This is a genomic window from Planktothricoides raciborskii GIHE-MW2 (genome assembly GCF_040564635.1).
GTDB classification, from domain to species: domain Bacteria; phylum Cyanobacteriota; class Cyanobacteriia; order Cyanobacteriales; family Laspinemataceae; genus Planktothricoides; species Planktothricoides raciborskii.
On the sequence record NZ_CP159837.1, the window covers coordinates 5,558,428 to 5,574,454 of the forward strand.

Annotated in this window: 19 protein-coding genes; 6 read left to right on the forward strand and 13 right to left on the reverse strand. The window is 41.8% G+C overall.

The genetic code is table 11. The features are described 5' to 3' along the window. Positions 1 to 41 precede the first annotated feature (41 nt). The 3 genes from ABWT76_RS23760 to ABWT76_RS23770 all read right to left on the reverse strand — a co-directional run bounded on the left by ABWT76_RS23760 (position 42) and on the right by ABWT76_RS23770 (position 1,300). Positions 42 to 278 carry a hypothetical protein gene (locus tag ABWT76_RS23760; RefSeq protein WP_054464231.1) on the reverse strand — a complete coding sequence of 79 codons (237 nt, stop codon included), beginning with the start codon at positions 276 to 278 and terminating at the stop codon, positions 42 to 44. Between the two features lie 109 nt (positions 279 to 387). Further along, positions 388 to 1,062: a deoxyribonuclease V gene (gene nfi, locus ABWT76_RS23765; RefSeq protein ID WP_197285186.1), complete on the reverse strand. Its 675-nt coding sequence runs from the start codon at positions 1,060 to 1,062 to the stop codon at positions 388 to 390. A 64-nt stretch (positions 1,063 to 1,126) separates the two neighbouring features. Then, the gene (locus tag ABWT76_RS23770) at positions 1,127 to 1,300 is read right to left on the reverse strand and encodes a hypothetical protein (RefSeq protein WP_354635037.1); all 174 of its coding nucleotides are present in this window, start codon (positions 1,298 to 1,300) and stop codon (positions 1,127 to 1,129) included. Between the two features lie 169 nt (positions 1,301 to 1,469). On the opposite strand from ABWT76_RS23770, the gene ABWT76_RS23775 reads away from it, so the two are divergent. Genes ABWT76_RS23775 through ABWT76_RS23785 form a run of 3 tightly spaced genes read left to right on the forward strand, consistent with a single transcriptional unit; the run spans position 1,470 to position 3,923 of the window. Then, positions 1,470 to 1,847 (forward strand): PleD family two-component system response regulator, encoded by a 378-nt coding sequence (locus tag ABWT76_RS23775; protein ID WP_054464230.1) that lies wholly within the window; start codon positions 1,470 to 1,472, stop codon positions 1,845 to 1,847. Next, the gene (locus tag ABWT76_RS23780) at positions 1,844 to 2,458 is read left to right on the forward strand and encodes a chemotaxis protein CheC (RefSeq protein ID WP_354635038.1); all 615 of its coding nucleotides are present in this window, start codon (positions 1,844 to 1,846) and stop codon (positions 2,456 to 2,458) included. Before ABWT76_RS23775 ends, ABWT76_RS23780 begins: the two co-directional genes overlap by 4 nt. Continuing rightward, positions 2,448 to 3,923 (forward strand): diguanylate cyclase, encoded by a 1,476-nt coding sequence (locus ABWT76_RS23785; RefSeq protein ID WP_231636524.1) that lies wholly within the window; start codon positions 2,448 to 2,450, stop codon positions 3,921 to 3,923. Before ABWT76_RS23780 ends, ABWT76_RS23785 begins: the two co-directional genes overlap by 11 nt. 334 nt (positions 3,924 to 4,257) lie before the next feature. On the opposite strand, the gene ABWT76_RS23790 is transcribed toward ABWT76_RS23785, so the two are convergent. From ABWT76_RS23790 to ABWT76_RS23815, 6 genes are all read right to left on the reverse strand, one after another. Further along, positions 4,258 to 4,845 carry an NADPH-dependent FMN reductase gene (locus ABWT76_RS23790; RefSeq protein ID WP_054464228.1) on the reverse strand — a complete coding sequence of 196 codons (588 nt, stop codon included), beginning with the start codon at positions 4,843 to 4,845 and terminating at the stop codon, positions 4,258 to 4,260. 267 nt (positions 4,846 to 5,112) lie between these two features. Beyond that, positions 5,113 to 5,646 carry a peroxiredoxin gene (locus ABWT76_RS23795; RefSeq protein WP_054464227.1) on the reverse strand — a complete coding sequence of 178 codons (534 nt, stop codon included), beginning with the start codon at positions 5,644 to 5,646 and terminating at the stop codon, positions 5,113 to 5,115. Positions 5,647 to 6,102: 456 nt separating this feature from the next. Then, the gene (locus ABWT76_RS23800; protein WP_054464226.1) at positions 6,103 to 6,459 is read right to left on the reverse strand and encodes a phage holin family protein; all 357 of its coding nucleotides are present in this window, start codon (positions 6,457 to 6,459) and stop codon (positions 6,103 to 6,105) included. 117 nt (positions 6,460 to 6,576) lie between these two features. Next, positions 6,577 to 7,920 (reverse strand): OB-fold nucleic acid binding domain-containing protein, encoded by a 1,344-nt coding sequence (locus ABWT76_RS23805; RefSeq protein WP_054464225.1) that lies wholly within the window; start codon positions 7,918 to 7,920, stop codon positions 6,577 to 6,579. Positions 7,921 to 8,334: 414 nt separating this feature from the next. After that, the gene (locus ABWT76_RS23810; protein WP_354635039.1) at positions 8,335 to 8,901 is read right to left on the reverse strand and encodes a DUF4276 family protein; all 567 of its coding nucleotides are present in this window, start codon (positions 8,899 to 8,901) and stop codon (positions 8,335 to 8,337) included. Continuing rightward, positions 8,901 to 10,085, reverse strand: coding sequence for an AAA family ATPase (locus ABWT76_RS23815; protein WP_354635040.1), 1,185 nt, complete (start codon positions 10,083 to 10,085; stop codon positions 8,901 to 8,903). Before ABWT76_RS23815 ends, ABWT76_RS23810 begins: the two co-directional genes overlap by 1 nt. A 1,118-nt stretch (positions 10,086 to 11,203) precedes the next feature. On the opposite strand from ABWT76_RS23815, the gene ABWT76_RS23820 reads away from it, so the two are divergent. Together ABWT76_RS23820 and ABWT76_RS23825 are read left to right on the forward strand one after the other, a co-directional pair. Continuing rightward, complete coding sequence (locus ABWT76_RS23820) at positions 11,204 to 12,325, forward strand: ParB N-terminal domain-containing protein (RefSeq protein WP_354635041.1); 1,122 nt, start codon at positions 11,204 to 11,206, stop codon at positions 12,323 to 12,325. After that, positions 12,322 to 13,218 carry a hypothetical protein gene (locus ABWT76_RS23825; RefSeq protein WP_354635042.1) on the forward strand — a complete coding sequence of 299 codons (897 nt, stop codon included), beginning with the start codon at positions 12,322 to 12,324 and terminating at the stop codon, positions 13,216 to 13,218. Before ABWT76_RS23820 ends, ABWT76_RS23825 begins: the two co-directional genes overlap by 4 nt. 278 nt (positions 13,219 to 13,496) lie before the next feature. On the opposite strand, the gene ABWT76_RS23830 is transcribed toward ABWT76_RS23825, so the two are convergent. Together ABWT76_RS23830 and ABWT76_RS23835 are read right to left on the reverse strand one after the other, a co-directional pair. Further along, positions 13,497 to 13,913: a PIN domain-containing protein gene (locus ABWT76_RS23830; protein WP_354635043.1), complete on the reverse strand. Its 417-nt coding sequence runs from the start codon at positions 13,911 to 13,913 to the stop codon at positions 13,497 to 13,499. Further along, positions 13,914 to 14,159 (reverse strand): hypothetical protein, encoded by a 246-nt coding sequence (locus tag ABWT76_RS23835; protein WP_354635044.1) that lies wholly within the window; start codon positions 14,157 to 14,159, stop codon positions 13,914 to 13,916. It abuts the gene before it with no gap. A 322-nt stretch (positions 14,160 to 14,481) separates the two neighbouring features. On the opposite strand from ABWT76_RS23835, the gene ABWT76_RS23840 reads away from it, so the two are divergent. Next, positions 14,482 to 15,045, forward strand: coding sequence for a Uma2 family endonuclease (locus tag ABWT76_RS23840; protein ID WP_354636436.1), 564 nt, complete (start codon positions 14,482 to 14,484; stop codon positions 15,043 to 15,045). A gap of 182 nt (positions 15,046 to 15,227) precedes the next feature. On the opposite strand, the gene ABWT76_RS23845 is transcribed toward ABWT76_RS23840, so the two are convergent. Then, the gene (locus tag ABWT76_RS23845) at positions 15,228 to 15,683 is read right to left on the reverse strand and encodes a PIN domain-containing protein (protein ID WP_354636437.1); all 456 of its coding nucleotides are present in this window, start codon (positions 15,681 to 15,683) and stop codon (positions 15,228 to 15,230) included. 21 nt (positions 15,684 to 15,704) lie between these two features. After that, on the reverse strand, positions 15,705 to 15,947 hold the full coding sequence (locus ABWT76_RS23850; RefSeq protein ID WP_190879219.1) for a hypothetical protein: 243 nt from the start codon (positions 15,945 to 15,947) through the stop codon (positions 15,705 to 15,707). Between the last annotated feature and the right edge of the window lie 80 nt (positions 15,948 to 16,027).

Here is a 16,027-nt window from a genome sequence, read left to right on the forward strand (position 1 = left end):
GAATGCCTGATACTTATATTATGGTGCTTACCTGATGGTGCTTACCATTCCAGATCCTCTAGCTGCTGCAATGCTTTGCTGGTTGCGGCGATCGCCTGTGCCACAAATTCTTGCCAGAGTTTTTCACTTTTACCTTGTTCCCTAAAAGCTTTGGCATTGCTGTGAGGCCACCGAAAATCTTGCCATTTGTCGCCTTTTTCGGGAACCATGCCGTCCATATCCGCATATTCCTGGAGTTTACCACTCACAGGGCCAAGATTGTAGATATAAAATGCCATCGGCTAAATCCTCGGATTACTGGTCGCTATTTTTACTTATTTAATCGCGATCTTCAATGCGACGAATGATGCAACTGTGTCTGGGTTCAAACAAATTCACCAATCCCTCCTACATAGAAGCCAGTTGATCGGCTTGACGAGTTGTTTCTGGTAAACGATATTTCGGGGTACATTGCAAAACATAGTCAATGGCGGTGGCTAAATCAAGACGATGGCCAATCGATACATAAATTGGCTGGACTCCAGTACGCGATCGCACCACCGCGCCAACAATTTCGCCTTGGTCAATCAACGGTTGCCAACTGCCCCGCTTTTCTCCTAATGGATCGTGTTGACCAATATAGCGAGATTTCGCCACGCCAATGGTCGGAATATTGGTCAAAACCCCCAAGTGACAAGCCAAGCCAAATCGCCGGGGATGGGCTAAACCATGACCATCACAGAGAAGTAAGTCCGGGCAAATCGTCAGTTTTGCCAAGGCATCTAAAACCGGGGGCACTTCTCTAAAAGATAGAAAACCAGGAATGTAGGGAAAGGTTGTCGGACCGCAGGCGATCGCCTGATCGCACAGTTGCAAGTCAGGAAAACTTAACACCACCACCGCTGCTTTGGCGATCGTATCATCGGCACTATAGCTCACATCGACCCCCGCCACATACTTGACCGATGGATTGACCGATGGCATATCCAGGGTGGAGATCGTCTGCGATCGGAGTTTTTCTTGAATCAGCAGGGCTTCGGACTCATTTTGTGGCCAAGGGTGGGACCGATGAATTGGGATCATTTTCCATCGACTCAGGTACAAAATTGGTAGGGTGCGAAAGCGCAAAGCCTAAGGCACCAATCCTCTATATATAAGCTATTAGTAGGGTGCGAAAGCGCAAAGCGTAACGCACCAATCCTCTATATATAAGGTCGTTGCGGAAGTTCTGTGATTTTTTGCGGGTGGATACGGCGTTGTACCAAGCAAAAGCCCAAGGCCGCGATCGGGCGATCGAGACGAGCGTGGTCATCAGAGTCATAATCGATATGATATCGGCATGATACTAATGATACTCTAGTTATAAAATAGTTCTGGAAAAATAGTTCTGGAAAAACAGTTCTGGAAAAATAGTTCTGGAAAAAACTTCCACCCACATCATAGCTCTGGGGGGCGATCGCTCTCCATTTACGTTTGAGAAAATTAGAAATATGGCCTTAATTCTTATTGTTGACGATGCCTTAATTAGCCGCACAGTCATTCGGAAAATCTTAAAAGCCAACGCTCACCAAACCGTAGAAGCGACCAATGGCACCGAAGCCTTAGAAATGATTCATCTTCACCAACCGGATTGTATCTTACTCGACCTATTAATCCCCGACCCGAATGGGTTAGAAATTCTCAAAATTTTACAGAAACAAAAATCTACAATTCCTGTGATTGTGATTACCGCCGATACCCAAGAAACCGCCAGGCAAAAATGTCTGAATTTTGGCGCAAAAGCGATTCTATATAAACCGCCGAAACCGGAAAAATTAACAACACTGATTGACCAAAATATCCTGGAAAAAAAGGAAACAATTTTATGAAATTGACCGATAGTCAACTGAATACCTTACAGGAAGTGTTCAACATTGGCGTGGGGCGATCCGCTGGAGTTTTAAATGAAATGATTGGCTTGCATATTTGTTTGCAAATTCCTTGGGTGAAAATTATGTCCCCATTGGAGGCAAAAAAAGAATTAGCCGATCGCTTAGAAGGCAATCCCCTGTCCACAGTCCGGTTAACGTTTGGTGGGACATTAAGCGGCAATGCTCAACTGGTTTTTCCCACGGATAGTGCTTCACAATTAGTCTCGATTCTCACCGAGGGAGAACTGAGTAGTCCGGATCTGGATTCTATGAAAATTGGTGCTTTAACCGAGGTGGGGAATATTGTTCTGAGTGGCATTATGGGCGCGATGAGTAACCTGCTAAAACAAGATTTTGAATATTTGCTGCCCAATTATCTTGAAGATAGTGTGGATCATTTATTAGAAATCCAAGGCTATAATGCCAATCATACCATCTTGTTAGCCCAAAATAGTTTTAATATTGAAGATATGCCGATTAAAGGCAATATTATCTTACTGTTTAAATTGGGATCGTTTGAGAATTTAATGGCGGCGATTTCTCACCTAATGGATATCGATGATGAATGAAGAAATCAAGCATTTGACCAAAGAATTTGAGATGCTCGATCGGATTCCCGTCGGGGCAATGGTGCTGAATTCAGATTTTATTGTGTTGTTTTGGAATAAATATTTAGAAGCCTGGACTAATCTGGCTAAAGATCAGGTTGTCGGCTATCCGATTGAAAAATATTTTCCTCATATGATGCAGCCTAAATATGCCATGCGACTGAAAGAAATTTTTACCGGAGGCCCGCCAACAATTTTTTCGGCGCAACTGCACAAACACTTTATTAAAGCCCCGCTGCCTAATGGAGAATTCAGGATTTTACATACCACGGTTTCCCCAGTTCCTCAATCGGATCGAAGAGGATATTATGCCTTGGCAATTTTGCAAGATGTCACTGATGTGACGAACCGAATTCAAGAGTATCGCATGATGCGAGATCGCGCTTTAGCAGAAATCGAAGAACGCAAACAAGCGGAATTAGCATTATCCCAGAAAACCCAAGAATTACAACAGCGAAATTTTGAACTCACCGAACTGAGCAAAATGAGTAATTTTTTGCAAGTTTGTCTGACCATTGAAGAAGCTTATAAGGCGATCGCCGCTTCGGTGCAAGTTCTGCTCCCGGAAATTTCTGGGGCTCTATTTAAAATCGATGAAAGCAGAGAATTTGTCGAAGCAGTGGTGACTTGGGGTGAATTATTGTCCGATTTAAAATCGTTTATCTACTCAGACTGTTGGGCATTGAGGCGATCGCAACCTCACTGGGTAACGCAACGGCACCCCAACTTAGTATGTAAACATATTCACAGCGAACCTGCCGAATATTGCTGTATTCCGGTCATGGCCCAAGGTCAAGCATTAGGACTACTTTATTTAAGTGCGGCACAACCGGGTAAATTAACCACCGACAAACAATTATTAGTCGCCTATCTCACCGAACATATTTCTCTCGCTTTAGCCAATTTAAAATTACGAGAAACTCTCCAAGAGCAAAGTATTCGTGACCCCCTCACCGGACTCTATAACCGGCGGTATATGGAAGAATTTTTAACCAGAGAAATTGATCGCGCTCTTAGAAAGCAACTGCCCCTGGGAATGATCATGCTTGATGTTGACCATTTTAAGCGCTGCAATGATACCTTTGGTCACGAAGCCGGAGATACTGTCTTGAGAAAATTGGGTCACTTTTTGCACAAAAGCATCAGAAATTCTGATATTGCCTGTCGCTATGGCGGAGAGGAATTCATCTTAATTTTACCGGAAGCTAATTTAGAAAATAGCGTGCAGCGAGCCGGGCAAATTAATCAAGGAATTCGCCAGTTAGAGATTGTACATAATGGCCAGGTACTTGATCGCATTACTACCTCGATGGGGGTTGCCTGTTTTCCCACCAATGGCTCTACTTTTGAAGAAGTGATTAGAGCAGCAGATGCAGCCCTTTACCAGGCCAAAAAACAAGGACGCGATCGCGTAGAAGTGGCTTAATAATACCAAGCATCAAAAATTATTGCTACAATTACGCCCTCGTTCCCAGGCTGGAGCCTGGGAACGAGGGCGCTTTGACGCCCAGACTAAATGATTACATTCTTAATTGTCAACGGTATAAGCAAGAAATTTATATCAAGAAATTTCTTGCTTATTTGTTATTCGTTTTGCGATTACAGCACTTTTCGATCTTATGAGGTACGTTTTAGCCTCCTTCGATGCCCCCAACCCCCCCTTTTTAAAGGGGGCTAGGGGTGATCGAGAGTATTTTATTACATCGCCAAGCGCTGTATTTAATCACCCAACAAATAACCAATAACTAACAACAAAGCAATCAAGTATATAACTTAACGACTATTCTGGTTAATTTACCCCCCAATTCGGCCACGGACGCTTGTTGTTGAGCATCTTTTAAATTCCCCTGGATATCAAAAGCTTCATAAGCTTGGGGAATACACTTTTGGTCTGGCAAAACCAACACCCCAATATTCCCCAGAATTGCTCGCAAATGAACCAAACCGCGCCAACCGCCAAAACCACCGGCAGCGGCACTCATAATCACTGCCACTTTATCTCGAAAACAACTTAAAGCCATCGGGGGGTTTCCGGGTTCTGGACGAGAAGCCCAATCAATAGCATTTTTTAATAACGGAGTGACGGAACTATTGTATTCAGGACAGGCAATTAATAACCCTTGATGGGATTTCATTAACTGCTTAAACTTGAGGACATTTTCCGGCAAGCCTTCTCTCGCTTCTAAATCTTCATCATAGAGAGGCATCGGCAAATCACGGAAGTCTAAATAAGTCACTTCAGCCCCAGCAGCTTTTGCCCCTGCTGCGGCAATTTTCACCAATTTTTTGTTAAAAGAATCGGTACGGGCGCTGCCAGCAAAAGCAAGAATTTTTGGTGCATTCATTATGCTTAAATCTCCTGTGAATGTTCTTCAGTGAATAGCGAATATTTTGTTCTGCTTTGATTGTGCATCACCGCTGATAGCAGCGGGTTAACAATATTAGCTTAAAAAAAGAGCCATTCAGCGGCTTTTTATAATTTTGCAAAATGCAAAAAGTCTAATGTTCAACGGTTGCCAATCATTCAAATCAATATAGCAAAGGGGAAGAATTGAGAAAATTTATCCTCTCAATTCTTCCCCTTTCTCTATTCAGAAACCAACGGTAAAACCTGATTACTTAGCAGATTTCAGGTAATTCAGCATGGTGTCTGCATCGGACACTTCAAAGGGATCGGTGGGGCAGTTGTCAGAATAACCGGGTTCCACAAACAGCTTTTCAATGTTGCCATCATTCACCACCATTGAATAGCGCCAGGAACGCATCCCAAAGCCCAAATTAGATTTATCAACCAGCATCCCCATTTTCCGGGTAAATTCACCGTTACCATCGGGGAGTAAGAAGACATTTTTTGCTCCTTGATGTTTGCCCCATTGGAACATGACGAATGCATCGTTTACAGATAAGCAAATGACTTCATCAACGCCTTGGGCTTTGATTTCATCATAGAGTTCTTCGTAGCGAGGCAAATGGGTAGAAGAGCAGGTGGGAGTAAATGCACCAGGAAGAGAAAATACAACTACCCGCTTACCCCCAAATATCTCTTGAGTGGTACGGTCTTGCCAACGAAATGGGTTTGGGCCTTCTACGGACTCATCTCTGACTCGGGTTTTGAACACGACATCGGGCACTTTTTCTACATGATGCATGGTAATATCCTTACTCTTGATTAGATGTTTATAACGATGAAATTAGAGCCATGAGAATTATCTCAGATCCCTAATGGGCTGATTTGACAACCCCTTAATTAACTTCGCAGTTTTTACTTAATCATAATCAGTATGAGTTGTCAAGGCGATCTGTAAAAATATTCTCTATCCTCTACTGTGAGGTGCTTCTGGTGCTTCTGGTGCGGCGGTTCGGCCCTTCGGCTGCGCTCAGGACAGGCTTCGCTCACCGACCGAGGGGCAAAGGTGCGGGGGTGCGGGGGAGAATTTTTCTCCTCTGCTCCTCATCTCCTCATCTCCTCATCCCGATTGGCGGCTCCTCTGCTCCTCTGCCCCTCCGCCGTCGGCGGTCTCCTCATCCCGATTGGCGGCTCCTCTGCTCCTCTGCCCCTCCGCCCCTCCCTCCGCCGACGGCAGACTCCTGCATTGAGGCTGAGATTAAGCTTCCTGATTATCGGTGCCGACAAATTTACTGAGTAATCCAGAGACGAAGGATAGAACAATTGAACCAATCACCGCTGGGAAAAAACCCGTGACATCAAACCCTGGAGTGAGATAAGCCACCAACCCAATGGAGATGGCGTTGACGACTAGCAGAAATAAACCCAAAGTTAAAATCGTCAGGGGTAAGGTCATCAGCACCAAAATTGGTCGGACGATCGCGTTGATTAATCCCATAATTATGGCGGCGATCGCGGCAGCGGTGAAAGTATCTAGGTTAAAACCGGGGACAATTTGAGCAGTAATCACCAAGGAAATTGCTGCAACCAACCAAGTTAGTAAAAACTGTGGCATAAATCAACCTCGCTGGAATATCATCAATCCCAATTTTAGCGATTTTATTGCCGATTCGGGTTAACTTTTCACAAGAGGGATAATTTATTTGGTGAATAGTCAACTATTTAATGTCCCTTAATTGGCCGCGATCGCCTCTGACCGAGCAGCATATCCCGCTGATTGCAATGCATTTACTAAAGTATGACTATCTTCTACCCGAAACTGTTGACCAAAGGGCACAAAAATGCGCTTAGTGGCACAATTTACAACTCCTACCACCGGAACTTTGGCGCGATCGGCTTCCCCTTTATTAGTCAGTAAAATATCTTTTAACCGATGCTGTTCTTGAATATCCCCTGCTTGGTGGGTGCTGAGTTCTACCATCACCATTTTTACCTGTTCTATGGGTTCTGCATCTTCGAGAATAATTTGCACTTTGTCATCTCGTTGGTCTACTTTTCCCCAAATAATTAACCGACGATCTGCTTTGATATAAGCTTCAATGGGTTGATAGGACTTGGGAAAAATCACCGCCTCAGCAGATCCGGTGAGGTCTTCCATTTGCACAATGGCCATGCGATCGCCTTTTTTGGTAATCACTTCCTTGACTGCACTCAGCATCACAATGGCGCTAATAGTTTTCTTTTCTGAGGCATAATGAGCTAAATCCCCCAAATGAATTGGGCCAAGCAAGTGAGAAGCTGTTTGAATGGCTTTCAGCGGATGGTCAGAAACATAAAAACCCAGCAGTTCTTTTTCAAACTGGAGTTTTTCTTGGGGGCTAAAATCGGGACTATTGGGCGGGCTGGGTGCGACTTCAAATTCTGCTTGATTCCCGTTATCATTGCCGCCAAAAATATCAAAAATATTCATTTGACCACTTTCTTTTTCTTTGGCTTTTTTTTGCGCCCAATCGAGCACCAGTCTCAAATGGTCAATAGTTTGTTGGCGATTAGAATTTAGACAATCTAATGCCCCACATTTAATCAAAGATTCTAAAGTTCGGCTATTGACTTTATGCAAGTCTACTCGTTGACATAAATCCGGTAAAGATTTAAAAGGTTTTCCCTCTGCCCGCGCATCTAAAATGGAACGAATTGCTCCTTCTCCCACATTTTTAATGGCGGAAAGTCCAAACAAAATTTTGCGATCGCCCACCGGGGTAAAATCCACTTCTGACTCATTAATATTCGGCGGTTCTACCGTAATCCCCATACTGGTACAGTTGGCGATATATTTATTCACCTTATCCTGATCGCCACTATTTGCCGTCAGCAGCGCCGCCATATATTCGGCGGGATAATTCGCTTTTAAATAGGCGGTTTGGTAGGTGACATAAGCGTAGGCAGTAGAGTGGGATTTATTAAAGCAATTAGAAGCCACTAACCCATTGCCTAACAGAAAATTGTGGTCTTTCACCACGCCGATATCATAAACATTTTCTGTGCCTACTCGTTGACGAGAAACAATTTTAACCACGCCGATAACTCCCGTAATAAACTACTAAATTATAATTGAATCCAGAGGTAGGGTGGGCAGATCGTGGGGTAAAATTTACCCACTTTACCCCATGATCTGCCCACCTTTAGTCGCGGTGGGCAACTCACTTGTAAGCTTAGGACGAATGCCATGCGCCCCGACAATTTCTAATGTTGTATGATTTATTAAAAATGGTATAATAGTTTATCATAAATTTTCTTACCAGAAGTATGGTATGCAGGATTTTATCCGTAAAATTTGTTGTCTGTCAGTTCAATATCTGCCCACCTTTAGGATAATAGTTTATCATAAATTTTATCGCAACTAATCTTTATCATACTCTGTCAAGTCTGGGATATTACTTTGAACTGAAGCGATCGGCTGTTCAAGGGGATCATCTGTTTAAATCATAGTCTAAGATGTGATTAGTTTTTGGATCCCTTGAATAAACACTTGAAAGCTGCGGGATTTATTGGTGGTTAAGGATAGATAGGGAGCAATTTTTTTAGAATGTGTTCCGGCATAATATTCATTGACTAGATTTTTCAGTTCTTGTTTGGCAGAGTTAAGCAGATCGGGGTCACGGTATTTGCTGTTATTCTGTTGTTTACTGAGAGTATTATGTTTGAGGTTATAGGCTTTTTCAACAGCGATTAAATCACCTAAAAACCAGGATTCTAGTTCGTGGCAGATGATCCGAATCATTACATTGCTTTGTTCCGCAGTTTCACAAATTTTTAATAGCTCAGATTTGAGTTCTTGACAATCATGGGAGTCTTGGTCATGGACAATCATAAATTTTGTGGTGGGACTAAAGCGAAAGGCTTCAATTTTTCTGGGGATAGATTTCGCGAGGTCTTGTTTGCCTTGATGGGAAATACAAATGTAGGTCATCTCAGCGGGAATCAGTTTAGATAATATGACCTCTAAAACGTTTTTTATCGAGGGTTCTTCTAATAAAAAAATTAGGTCATAACTCATTAGGGGGCAACTCCTTTAAACCAGCCTTGATTCCAGAGATATCCCGGTAAGTCTCCTGCTTTAAATAAATTTATGAGAATTTCGTCATCGATCGCTTTTGAGATTTTTGCGATCCCTTGCTCTTTGGTTAGCCAAAAAATACTTTCTAAGGGAACAGCATTAAGAAATTCGGGAGAATGGGTAGAAACAAAAACTTGTCCCCCTCGGTGAGCATAGCTGGCAAATTCTTCAGCAAGTTCATGTAAAAGGCTGGGATAGAGTTGATTTTCCGGTTCTTCCACACAGAGTAAAGGGTGAGGTTTCGGATCGAATAGTAAGAGCAAATAGGCAAACATTTTCATTGTGCCATCAGAAACATAGCGATCGATAAAGGGGTCTTTAAAGGCTTCCTCTTGAAATTTGAGAATTAAGCGCCCATCTTCTGTGTTTTTGGCTTTTACTTGGGAAATGCCGGGGACTCTTTCTTTCATTCTCTGGAGAATCTGCTCGAATATTTCCGGGTGTTCTTGATAAATATATTGGGCAAATACTGCCATATTATCTCCGGTGGGAGATAGGTGTTCCGCATAGAGTGCATCTTTGCTGCCTCTAGCTTCACTAATATGAAAGTCGGAAACGTGCCAATTTTCGATGAATGAACGCAATGCACTAGCAGCTTTAAAGCGTTGGAATTGTCCTAAGCCTTTAATCGCTAAAATATCGCTAGATTCGAGTTGTTGTTCTTGCGGTTTTAGGTCTTCATCGGCTTGGCTAAAATATTCCTCGTTGATAATAGCGTATCCTTTCCCGTTTTGAAAGTCGATAAAGTGAAATAATTGGCCATGTTCGCCTCTTTTATAGCGCAAGATTTCTCGTTTAACCACAGGTCGTCTTTTCTCTTGCCCAACGATTAAAATATAGGTGACTAAGCGTTCATTTCCTAAGATTTCCATGCGAAACTTCAACTCTATTTCTATGTCTTCTTGTTCTTGGCCTCTGGTGACAACTTCGTTAAATCCGCCGCGAACTTGGAGTGCTTGACGGATATTATTTTTTAGGGCATCGCGCAGAAACTCAAAGACATCAAATAGGGTTGATTTGCCTGTACCGTTTGCTCCGATAATTACACAGAATTCCGGTATATGATTAATTTCTAGAGATTTAAATAGTCGATAGTTTTTTATTCTGATATAAACAATTTTCATGGGTTAATTTTATTTTATTGGCAAAAAAATTAATTAATGTTTGTTTTCGCGTTATTTTTTTTTATTTATCACATTTTAACATAATAAATGAATGAAAAATACTTAATTTTGTGATTATGGGGGTAATTTGTAAAATTTTTGAATGGCCATTTCTAGGGTTAGCATAATTTTATCCTATCTGGGGAAGCTACTAATAGTTTATCATAAATTTTATCTCCAGAGGTAGGGTGGGCAGGATTTTCTCGGTAAAATTTTTCTCCTGTAAGGTGAATCCCTGCCCACCTTTCGGCGCGGTGGGCAACTGACTTTTAAGCTTAGGGTTCGGGGGATAATGCCCCGATAATTGCTACTGTTGTATGATTTATTCAAAATGGTATTAGATAGCAGCAGCAGATCGCTATTCAGTGAAAATATCGTTAACAGAGGCGATCGCTATTTACAGCAGAGGAAATCACAAAAGTTTCTCTAGGTTATTGGAATAAATTTAACCCAACGGCAGCAAGGCAGTCCTTACAATAGATCGCGATCGGGTTTTGGAGGATATCGAAGCCTTAACGGGTTAACCAGTGGGAACTTCCCAGCTTACCCTGACAGGTCACACGCTGGTCATGCTGGTTTAGCATTTAACGAGATACTTACAGTTTCACCCACTCCCGCTTGGTGCGAGAGTTGGAAAAAGTTTTGGGACGACAAGCGCAAAAGGCACAAAACCAGCTAATCGATGATTGCGCTAAATAGCATAGGACTTACGCACGGTGCTGATATTTAGGGTTTTGTAGGGGCAATCCCCCCGTCGTTGCCCCTATATATAGGGTTAGTGCGTAAGTCTTATAGCAACAACACCATAGCCCAGATGCTTTGCACTACTGGACTCAACATTTCTATGCGGTTCAGCGCTGGCAAATGTAGCAAAAACTTTTCCTTGTTGTGACTTGTTAAAGAATTGCTTTTGCTTTATAATGATTAATCGAGTAAACGAAAGCAACTGGCAGATTGATCGTAGATCAATCTGCCAATCTCGGCATAGTTCTTGGCTCTCTAGCCAACATAGGATAAACTAAACATTATAGCAGCTTTAGAGTAATTGCCCCGATTGTCAAGCTTAGGAATACAAAAATATGTACAGTGATGAACTTGAAAAACGTGAATTAGACCTGGATCACATATTTCTCGATCCTAATAACCCGCGCTTCTGCAGTGAACGAGAACGGAAGACTTTTGAAAAAAAAATTCCTGAAGAAACAATACAGACTAAAACCCAAAAGCGGATCGAGAATTTTGGAGTAAAAGAGCTTAGGGAAAGTATTTTACGCAATGGCTTTTTGCCAATGGATCGGATTGTTGTTCGCCCTATTCAAGGTCATGGCGATAAATATGTTGTTGTAGAAGGTAATCGTCGTTTAGCCGCTCTTAAAAGCATTCATCATCAAATAGAAGCTGGTGAGATAGACGAAGATGGAATTGATGATGAGTACCTAGAAAAACTTAAAGATTCAACAAAAAAAATAGAAGTCCTTCTTTACAAAGGAACTGAAGAGGATATTTCTTGGGTTCTTCAAGGTATTCGACATATATCGGGAATTAAAGAGTGGTCAGCCGCTCAAAGAGCTAATTTAGTGGCAAAGCAAGTAGACATACTTAAGTCAGATGATAATACAGCAGTGTTTGCTAGAGTAGGACAGCAATTTGGTCTGGGTAGAAAAGCAGTGGCTCGTTTATACAGAGTTTACAAGGCTCTTCAACAGATGCGTGATGATGATGAGTATGGCGATAAATGCCAAGATGACCACTTTACTTTATTTGATGAGGCATACAGAAATGCAGGGGTTCGGAATTGGCTTAAATGGGATGAAGAAAAACAAATTTTCACAAATACTACTAATCTCAAGCAGTTTTATAGCTGGATTACTCCTGATGAAGAGAATAATAACAAAAGACGAATTCATAATCCAGATCATGTAAAAATTTTAGCCCAATTAATAGAAAATAATCGGACTAACTTGATAGGAGCAATAGACCGTTACGATATGACGATAGAAGAAGCGAAGGGAAATATTAATGCTACGCAGGGGAATAACAATAATTGGGCTGCGGAAATCGGTACGGCAACAAAAATAGTAAGAACTTTACCTTTAGAAGTCATTACAGATCATCCTGACGAATGCAAAAAAGCGCTTTTGGAACTTCGTAATTATGTTAATCAAACCCTGAGTCTACTAGAAGGGAAAAGCAAAACATGAAGAAAGTTGCTAAAATTGTTCGAGAAGCCGCAGCTAATCTAGCTGATGCTTACCAGGATAAAGAAGTTGTTAATTTAGAACGCTTTCTAAGGAACAAGTTACAGCAGGCAGGATTTTCATCTTTACAATCCACAGAGTTAGCTGAGGATTGGGTAAAATTGTTGCTTCAAGAACTGGAGAAAGAACTCAGGGAGTGGGATCTCTTAGGTCTTCCACGTCCCCTTGTGGAAAGCAGTTCTCCATCAACATTTCTAACATTTAAACACCGTAACTATGAGTCAGTATTAGGAATGCAAGGTTTTTGCCAAGATTTTCCTGGTGTATATGAGTTTGTCGCATCCCTAACACCCCAGGAATTTTTACTGGTTCCTGCTTGTTTGCTACAGTTAGCTGGCTGTGATCCCATTATTATTACTGATGGAAGTGGGGATGGGGGTGTAGACTGCATAGGTCTAGTTCCATCAGGTTCTATCCGCTCATTGTGTGTTTTTGTACAAGCGCGGACGAGTTTACAGGAAATCACTAAAGAGGCTATACAGTTAGAAGTGGCAAAATTTCAAGATATGAAGCGAACAGGACTGTTTGCCGAATATTTAGGAGCATTAGGAAAAGGTAATTCGGCAGATGGTCTAGCTGTATGCTATGCCGTGGTTGCAAGTGCTGAATTTAAGGACTCTGCACGCGAGTATGCGCGACGTGAAGGTATTTTATTGCGTTCTCCTCGGCAAGCAGCATTTTGGCTGAGTCACAGCTTTAGCTTAGATAACTTATTAGAGCTACGAGAAAAACTTAGTCCTATCTTAGTTCGGGATCTTAGCAGAAACTTAGCACCAGTTATTACAGAATCTCGTCGAGATACATCAGTCTGTACAGTTACACCGTCACATACATGAAAACAAACTATTAGACATCTCCAATAATTGCCTGTCACTCCAGCCTGATCAAGGCTTTATATCTGATTTTTGGAGATGTCTATTGCCTCAAGCTTACTCGATCAAAGGATGGAGGGGATGAGAGCGATCGATTAATTAAAAAATCTAACGGACATTAATAGCCTTAATTCCTGCCGTAGGTCAGCCAATAAAATGCTAAAAACCTGGTTAATGAACAGAAAATAACCTAGTGCAAATAACCCGGTACTCAGCGCCAGCCGGTTTTGATTGAGTTTCAACTATTTGAGAAGTCGGACAAAACCCGCTTGCTCAAAATGATAATCATTGGTGAGTGCTTCGGTAATATTTTTTTGTTGCATAACCACAAAACTAGAACAGTCAACTAAACTCCAGTTTTTGTCTTCTCGACTGCTCAACAATTGCCATGCTTTAGTATCTGTTTCAGCGTCAATATGTAATATTTCAATGTAGGGAGATTGTCTTAAGCTTTCAACAAACGTAATAACTTGAGGTCTTGTAAGTCGTAAGGGACTGGTTAGTAATGCGACCAGTTCAGCCATGATGTAATTAGTGGTAATAATTTTGTGATTTTGTTGGCGGGCAAGTCGGTAGAGAGTTGCAGCTAGAGGATGAAACGGTTGGGATCTATCAACTAAGTTTCCCCAACCAGACGTATCTACAAAAAGTTTTGACATTTAAATATTTCCTTCAGTTTTCAATAAATTTTCTCCCAAGTAATGGTCATGGTGTTCTGTCCAGTCTGGCATATTACTTTGAACTGAACCGATCAATGGTTCCAGAGGATCGTCGGTAAAATGTTGGATAGAAACCATTAACCATTGAAGCGTGAACTCTTCTGGAGACTGTCCACGGCGTTGGGCAATTTCTACCAAAGGCTGGTAAATTTCTTCGGGAATTTCTAAGTTCAATACTTGACTCATAATTGGCTCCTTTTCGGGATATAGTTTTAACAATTGGCTTGATGTTTTCCGGGCGATGGAGAATTAAAAAGGTTTATTCTGGAAGTCAACTTAACAGCGATCGCATTTTCTCATTTCTGGTTGTGCTGCTACTAATAGTTTATCATAAATTTGGTTTTAAGTAATGGTTATGATATTTTGTCCTGAAATATTATAGGACTGAACCGATCGCCCTGACAGCATATCTCCCCAAAGCGCGTGAAGCGAAGCTATCCCGAAGGGAATCGCCCCCGGATTGAGAAAATAGTTATAATAAAGGGGAACTCATACAATCGTGATGGCAATGATGCAAACTGCCACTAAACAAGTCCGTTGGACAATTTCTGATTTAGACGGATTTCCTGACAATGGGAATCGCTATGAGATTATTGATGGAGAGTTATTTGTGACACGATCGCCCCACTGGAATCACCAAGAGGCTGCCGGTGCAATTGTAACTGAATTATACCTATGGTCAGAACAAAATGGTTTAGGTCAAGCAGTTATGAGCCCTGGCATTATATTTTCAGAAAGCGATCATGTCATCCCCGATGTAGTATGGATTAGCAATCAGAGATTAGCCGATCTATTGGATGATGCGGGACATCTCACAGGTGCGCCAGAATTGATCGTAGAAGTGCTTTCTCAAACCGAGAAAGATAAGGAGCGAGACAAGAAAACCAAGTTAAAATTATATTCTGTCCAAGGTGTCCAAGAATATTGGATTGTTGACTATCAGCAGCAACAAATTGAAGTATATCGCCGCGATCGCGCAATTTTAGAGCGAGTCCTGACTTTATTTGCTACTGATGAACTCACCAGCCCTCTTTTACCAGAGTTTCGCTGTTTGGTTGGGTCTTTATTTTAAGGTGGATTTTAACATTTGTTGTTTTTTCGTAGTTATGTAGGGTGGGCAGCCTAGAGCTTACAGGCTATGCAATATTCCATCTGCTCCACTTCCTGCCCACCCTACAAAAATGAATCTTGATAATTTAATCCATGCCTTGTTTTGTCTGGGTTAAATCCAGATGATGCTCAAAAATTTCAACGTTAATCTATCTGTTCCAGGGGCATCAGCAAAAATTCTTCTGGTGATACTGCGGGAATGATGGAAGCCTCAAAATCAGGTATATTTCGGGTCACAATAACTTCTACTTCTGCGGCATTTGCCGCAGAAATCGTCACAGCATCTTCAAAGTCCGCCGTAGAGCTTTGCAATGCAGCCCTAATCACCCGATCGGTTACACTAGCAACCTGAAGATGCTGTAATAACCTTGATAAAAGCTGACGTGCTGTTTCACTGCCAACTTGACGACGCAAAATATAGAAAATATTGGTGACAGCATGACCTGAAACATACCCTTGCACTTGCATTTGTGTCACGACATTCAATGCCTGTGCAGAGGCAACAACAAATGGCTGTCTTCCAGCTAAAACATCGAGTAAAACATCACCCAGAAACCGGGTTTCTATGTAGGTTTTGGTGGGGAGGCAGACATTTCTGATAGAAACCCGGTTTCTTTCGCTTCAACTGTATTTCTCCTCCAGGTAGTCCACATAAGAGTCTTTAGGCTCTTGGGAGTCTAACTGAATGACACCAATTAGGCTTTGAGTCCAGGGATCGAGCATTTTCAAATCATGGACATTTGGATCCGGAGAATTAGAAGCTAACGTTTCTTGTTGAATTGAACTTAACAAGGACTGTACTAAACGCCAGCGATCTCCAATGGGTAATTCTAACGCTTGTTTTTGTAATTCTGTCAATGTCATCAGACCTTCCCAAACAATCATCAATTTCAACGATCAATTTTATCCATTAAACAATACAAACTGCCACGAAACAAGTCGGG